This is a genomic window from Cellulomonas sp. PhB143 (genome assembly GCF_003752595.1).
Classification (GTDB): Bacteria; Actinomycetota; Actinomycetes; order Actinomycetales; family Cellulomonadaceae; genus Paraoerskovia.
In genome coordinates, this window is sequence record NZ_RKIJ01000005.1 from 21493 (window position 1) to 28233 (window position 6741).

Genomic DNA, 6741 nt, shown 5'->3' on the forward strand with positions numbered 1-6741 from the left:
GTCAGCCGCCCCGCCCGTCCCGTGCTCTTCGAGGAGTTCTCTGTGCTCACCCATCACCAGTCCGTCCAGCTCCGCGTCGACCGGTTCGTCCGCGAACGCCTCGAGCCCGCCCTCGTGCGGGCAGCCGCCCCGGTCCGGCTCGAGGCGTGGGAGGCGCCGGGGGAGCCGGTCCCCTTCGCCGACGCCGTCGCTCAGCCCTTCGCGGACGTCGGCCCCGGACACCGGTGGGGTCGGGCCTGGGGGACCCTCTGGCTGCGGCTGACCGGCACGGTCCCCGCGGAGTGGGACGCCGAGGCGGCCGACGTCGAGCTGGTCGTCGACCCGGGGTTCGTCGGGGACTCGGTCGGCTTCCAGGTCGAGGCGCTCGCGTACACGGCGGACGGGCGCACCCTCAAGGGCATCGAGCCCAAGAACCACCACGTGCGCCTCGGGCTCGCGCCGGGGGAGGCGTTCGAGGTGTACGTCGAGGCCGCGGCGAACCCGAACATCATCGAGGGCAACACCTTCGCGCCGACGGTCCTCGGCCGGCGGGAGACGGCCCCGGACGAGCCGACCTACGCGCTCGGGCGCGTCGCCGTCGTGCACCGGGACGTCGAGGTCTGGGAGCTGGTCCAGGACGTCGCGACCGTCCACGGGCTCGCGCACGAGCTCCCGGAGGCGTCCCCGCGCCGGGCCGAGCTGTTCGCGGCGCTCGACGCGACGGTCGACGCCGTCGACCCGCACGACGTGCACGCCACGGCCGCGCGGGGGCGCGCGGCGCTCGCCGACGTCCTGTCCTCGCCCGCGGCCCGCAGCGCCCACCGGGTCTATGCCGTCGGGCACGCGCACATCGACTCGGCGTGGCTGTGGCCGGTGCGCGAGACCGTCCGCAAGTGCGCCCGGACGTTCTCCAACGTGCTCGACCTCATGGACGCCGACCCCGACCTGGTCTTCGCGTGCTCCTCCGCCCAGCAGATCGCCTGGATCCAGGAGCGCTACCCCGAGCTGTTCGAGCGCATCCGGGCGCGCGTGGACGAGGGGCGGTTCGTCCCCGTCGGCGGGATGTGGGTCGAGTCGGACACCAACCTGCCGGGGTCGGAGGCGATGGCGCGCCAGTTCGTCGAGGGCACGCGGTACTTCCTCGAGGAGCTGGGCGTGCAGACCACGGAGGTCTGGCTCCCCGACTCGTTCGGGTACAGCGCCGCGCTCCCGCAGATCGCCCGAGCGGCCGGCGCGGGGTACTTCCTCACGCAGAAGCTCTCCTGGAACGAGGTCAACCAGTTCCCGCACCACACGTTCGACTGGGAAGGGATCGACGGCACCCGGATCTTCGCCCACCTGCCCCCCGTCGACACCTACAACTCGATGCTCTCGCCGAGCGAGCTCGCGCACACCGAGCGCAACTTTGCGGACAAGGGCCGGGCGAACACCTCGCTCGTCCCGTTCGGCTTCGGTGACGGCGGCGGCGGCCCGACGCGCGAGATGATGGCGGCGGCCCGCCGGGCCGCGTCGCTCGAGGGCTCCCCGACGGTCCGGGTCTCCCGGCCCGACGACTTCTTCCGGGCGGCGAGCGAGGAGCTGGAGCTGCGGCCCGTCTGGGCGGGCGAGCTCTACCTCGAGAGCCACCGCGGGACGTACACCTCGCAGGCGCGGGTCAAGCGTGGCAACCGCCGCAGCGAGGCGCTGCTGCACGAGGCCGAGCTCTGGTCGGCCACCGCGTCCGTGCGCACCGGCGCCGCCTACCCCGCCGAGCGGCTGCGCTCCGCCTGGCGCACGGTCCTGCTCAACCAGTTCCACGACATCCTGCCCGGCTCGTCGATCGGCTGGGTCTACGACCAGGCGGAGGAGGAGTACCGCCGCGTCGAGCGGGAGCTGGAGGCCGTGATCGCGGAGGCGCTGGCGGCGCTCGCCGGCCCGCCCGCGGGGACCGGCGACGAGCGCGCCGCCACCGTCGCGAACTCCTCCCCGTTCGCGGTCGACGGCGTCCCCGCCTTCGGGGTGGGTGTCCCGCGGGCCGGTGACGGCGGGGTGCGCCTCGAGGTGAGGGGCGACGACCTGGTGCTCGAGAACGGCGCGCTGCGCGTCGTGCTCGACGAGAACGGGCTCGTCCGCTCCCTCGTCGACCTCGCGACCGGCCGGGAGTCCGTCCCGGAGGGCACGCGCGGCGGGCTGCCGCAGATCTTCACCGACACCCCGCGCCGCTTCGACGCCTGGGACGTGGACGTCGAGTACCGGCGCCTGGGCCAGGACCTGGACGTGGCCGACGCCGTCGAGGTCGTCGAGCGCGGCGGACGCCGCGCCGCGGTGCGCACCACGCGCAAGGTCGGCAGCTCGGTCGTCACCCAGACCATCTCCCTCGAGGCCGGGCGCCGCGTGCTGGACATGGAGACGAGCGTCGACTGGCACGAGCAGCAGAAGATGCTCAAGCTCGCGTTCCCGGTGGACGTGCACACGAGCTCCGCCCGCTCGGAGATCCAGTTCGGCCACGTCGAGCGCCCGACGCACACGAACACGAGCTGGGACGAGGCGCGCTTCGAGACGGTGGCGCACCGGTGGGTGCACGTCGCCGACGCCGGCAACCCGGGATCGGGCCTGGGCGTCGCCAACGACGCGACCTACGGTCACGACGTCACGCGGCACGCCCGCCGCGGCGGCGGCACGTACTCCGTCGTCCGCCAGACGCTCCTCAAGGCGCCGCTGTTCCCCGACCCCACCGCGGACCAGGGCGAGCACCTGTTCCGTACCGCGCTCGTCCCCGGAGGTGTCGCGGCGTCGGTCGAGGCCGGCTACCGGCTGAACCTTCCGCCGCGGCCCGCGGGCGCAGAGGGGGTCGCGCCGCTCGTCGCGGTCGACGGGACCGCCGTCGTCGAGACCGTGAAGCTGGCCGAGGACGGGTCGGGCGATGTCGTCGTCCGCCTCTACGAGAGCCTCGGCGAGCGGGCCGACGTCGTCCTGCGCGCGAGCTTCGCGGCCCGGGAAGCCGCCGAGACGGACCTGCTCGAGCGTGCCACCGACGCGAGCGCCGTGCGCGGGGTCGAGAGAGCCCCGGACGGCGCGACGGTCCGGCTCGCGCTGCGTCCCTTCCAGCTCGTCACGCTGCGCCTGTCGCGGGGCGAGGCATGAGCGCCGCGCCGCGCCGGGTCGAGTACCCGCTCGGTCCCTTCGTCCCGTACGCGGGCAACCCGGTCCTGACGCCGGGACGCGCGCGCTGGGAGTCGCGCAGCGTCTACAACCCGGCGGCGTTCGTCCTCCGCGACCGGGTCGGGCTGATCTATCGGGCGCACGCGGACGACATCGTCTCCTCGCTCGGCCTCGCGTGGAGCGAGGACGGCTACGCCTTCACGACGGAGCCCGAGCCCGTCCTCGTGCCGGAGCACGACTACGAGCAGTACGGCTGCGAGGACCCGCGCGTCGTCCTCGTCGACGGGACGTACTACCTCACCTACACCGGCTGGGACCGGGTCACCGCGCGCCTGTGCCTCGCGACGTCGACCGACCTGCGGACCTGGACCAAGCACGGGCCGATGCTCCCCGGGTTCAGCACGTTCCGCGGGCTGCACCCCGACCGGGAAGAGGAGTGGAGCAAGGGCGGGGCGATCCTGCCGGAGCCCGTGGACGGGGAGTACCTCATGTACTTCGGCGAGGGCGCGGTGTATATGGCGCGCTCGAGCGACCTGCTGCACTGGCACGTCGACCCGGACGCCGCCCCGGTGCTCGTGCCGGAGCCCGGCGGGTTCATGGGTGACCTCGTGGAGACGGGGCCGCAGCCGGTCATGACGTCCAACGGCTACATTCTGCTGATGCACAACAGCGCGGTCGACCTGCCCGGCGGGGGCGTGTACTACTCGTGCGGCCAGGTGCTGCTGGACCCGGTGCGCCCGGAGGAGCCGGTCGCGAAGATGGTCCGGCCCTGGCTGGAGCCGACCACCGACGAGGACCGGCACGGGCTCGTGGACAACGTCACCTTCGTCGAGGGCCTGGTGTTCTTCCGCGGCGAGTGGCTCGCCTACTACGGGCAGAGCGACACGACCGTGGGGGTCGCGTCCTTCCGTCCCGCGGCGGCGGGCGGGGCGCGATGACCGGGCCGACGACGTCGCGCCCGCTCGCGCCCGTGGACCTCGACCCGGCGTGGGTGCGCGGTGCGGTGGAGGTCGAGCGCACGCCCGAGGCCCTCGCCCCGCACCGGATCCCCGCGTGGGCGGTGCCACGGATCCCTGACCTGTTCATGGCCGAGACGGTCCGGGAGTCCGCGGGCGTGCGCCTCGCCGTGCGCACGGCGGCCGACGTCGTCGAGATCGACTACGACGGCATGCGCATGGCGGAGGACGAACGGGTCGCGCTCGCCCCGGGCGTGTGGGACGTGACGGAGGAGGGCGCGCTCGTCGCCCAGGCGTCCGCGCCGCCCGGCACCCGGTACCTGTTCTCCTTCGAGCGGCCGACGACGGCGCGCGTCGCCCCCGGCCCGCCGTCCACCGTCCGCTTCGCGGGCCTGGGGCAGGGGAGCGAGCGCGAGCTGGAGATCTGGCTCCCGTTCACCGACGGCGTGCGGATCCTCGCGGTGCGGGCGGACGCGCCGGTGCGGGCGGCCGGACCGTCGTCGGGCCTGCGGTGGGTGCACCACGGGAGCTCCATCAGCCACGGGTACGCGGCCGCCTCGACCACCGGGACCTGGCCGGTCCTCGCGGCGCTGCGCGCGGGCGTCGACCTGACGAGCGTGGCGTACTCCGGCAACGCGATGCTCGACCAGTTCGTCGCGCGGATCATCGGGGACCTCGACGCGGACCTGATCAGCGTCAAGGTGGGCATCAACCTCGTCAACGGCGACGTCATGCGCGTGCGGGGGTTCCGGCCCGCGCTGCACGGGTTCGTCGACACGATCCGCGACCGGCACCCGGACACCCCGATCGTGCTGGCCTCCCCGATCTTCTGCGAGCCCGTGGAGCACGCCGCGGGACCGACGATCGACGACCCGACGAAGGACTACGGCTGGTGCGTGGCCGGCGGCACGGCGCAGGACGTCGCGGCGGGCAAGCTCTCCCTCGCGGTGGTCCGCGAGGAGATCGCCGCGATCGTCGACCAGCGCGGCACGGACGACCCGAACCTGACCTATGTGGACGGGCTCGGCCTGTATGGACCCGACGATGCACGGGCGCACACCCTGCCGGACAACCTGCACCCGGGCCCCGACGTGCAGCGGATGATCGGCGAGCGCTGGGCGGACACGGTCCTGGCGAGGTTCGCGTCCCGGTTCACCGAGCGGACGACCGTCGGGTCGGCATGACCTATGTTCGGTGACGTGTCGAGGGTCGTGGACAGAGGCGGTGCTGCGTGCTCAGGGGAGCGAGCTTTCCGGTGATCGCGGCGTACAACGAGACGCTGGTGCTCGAGGCGCTGCGGCGCACCGACGCGGGGCTCAGCCGGGTCGCGCTGTCGCGGGAGACCGCGCTGTCGGCGCAGACCGTGTCCAACGTGAGTCGGCGGCTGCTCGAGCGCGGCCTGATCCGCGAGGTCGGGCGCCAGCGCACCCACGGCCCCGGCCAGCCGCCGATCACCCTGCGGCTCGACCCGGAGGGGGTGTACGCGATCGGCGTGCACCTGGACCCGAGCGTGATCACCTGCGTGCTGCTCGACTTCACCGGCGCGGTGGTCGCGGAGGAGCACCGGGTCCCGCCCGACTCCGGCGACCCGGCCGCCACGGTCGCGCTCACCACGGGCGCGATCGCCGCGCTGGTCGAGCGTCTCGGGGACGCCGCGGAGCGCATCACGGGCATCGGGATCGCCGCGCCGGGGCCGATCGACGCGGTCGAGGGCGTCGTCGTGCGCCCGCGGCTCGTGCCGGGCTGGTCCGACCTGCACCTGCGCGACGAGGTGCGCGAGGTCTTCGACCTCCCGGTCGTCCTCGCGAAGGACGTCGTGGCCGCGGCGGTCGCGGAGAGCTGGCGCAACCCCGCGGAGCCGGGCGCGAGCTACGCGGTCGTCTACTGGGGGACGGGCGTCGGCGTCGGGCTGGTGCTCGACGGCGAGGTGCACACGGGCAGCACGCAGAACGCCGGCGACGTCGGGCACGCGATCGTCGACCCCGAGGGCCCGGTGTGCGTCTGCGGGCGGCGCGGCTGCTTCGGGGAGGTCGTGCGCCCGTACCGGATGGTCGTGGAGGGGCTGCAGAAGGGGGCGGTCCCGCTGCCCGACGGCGTCGTCTGGGGCCCGGCCGACCCGTCGCCCACGCTCCCGGTCGAGACGATCAGGGAGCTGTTCGGCGCGCTCGCCGGTGCCGCGGCGGACGGCGACGCCGTCGCCCGCGAGGTCGTCGACCACGCGATCCGCAGCACGGCGCTGTACGTGACGAACCTCGTCGCGCTCCTCGATCTCGAGCGCGTGGTGTTCGGCGGGCCGAGCTGGGCGCCGATCGCGGGACGCGTCCTCGAGCTGCTCCCGCAGGAGATCGGGTCCACGCCCGCGGAGGCGGTGGCCCACCAGGTCGAGATCGTCGCGAGCGAGGTCGGGCCGGACGCGGCGGCCGTCGGGGCGGCGTGCCTGCTGCTCGCCCAGCGGTTCTCGCCGCGCTCGATGCTGCGCGAGCCGGGGCGGTAGCCGGCGGGCCGCGGGGACGACGAAGCCCGCGGCCGCCGGGGCGGACCGCGGGCTTCGTTCCTGCGGCGGAGGATGGGGTGTGCTGGTTCACGACATCGTTCACATATGAGTCGGGACATCGTTCATAGCCCCCGGCGCCTCGACGATGAGGCATGTCGAAGGCCAAAGTCA

The 6741-nt window shown here is 74.1% G+C and carries 4 protein-coding genes; all 4 read left to right on the top strand.

The genetic code is table 11. The annotated features are described in order from the left end of the window. Nucleotides 1-42 precede the first annotated feature (42 nt). The 4 genes from EDF32_RS01485 to EDF32_RS01500 are packed head-to-tail and all read left to right on the top strand — an operon-like array spanning nt 43 to nt 6570. The gene (locus tag EDF32_RS01485) at nt 43-3102 is read left to right on the top strand and encodes a glycoside hydrolase family 38 C-terminal domain-containing protein (RefSeq protein ID WP_123306784.1); all 3060 of its coding nucleotides are present in this window, start codon (nt 43-45) and stop codon (nt 3100-3102) included. Further along, complete coding sequence (locus EDF32_RS01490) at nt 3099-4058, top strand: glycoside hydrolase family 130 protein (RefSeq protein WP_123306780.1); 960 nt, start codon at nt 3099-3101, stop codon at nt 4056-4058. The genes EDF32_RS01485 and EDF32_RS01490 overlap by 4 nt, the downstream gene beginning before the upstream one ends. Continuing rightward, nucleotides 4055-5260, top strand: a complete 1206-nt coding sequence (locus EDF32_RS01495; RefSeq protein ID WP_123306781.1) for a GDSL-type esterase/lipase family protein — start codon at nt 4055-4057, stop codon at nt 5258-5260. Before EDF32_RS01490 ends, EDF32_RS01495 begins: the two co-directional genes overlap by 4 nt. A gap of 47 nt (nt 5261-5307) precedes the next feature. Further along, nucleotides 5308-6570 (top strand): ROK family transcriptional regulator, encoded by a 1263-nt coding sequence (locus tag EDF32_RS01500; protein WP_123306782.1) that lies wholly within the window; start codon nt 5308-5310, stop codon nt 6568-6570. Nucleotides 6571-6741: the final 171 nt, after the last annotated feature.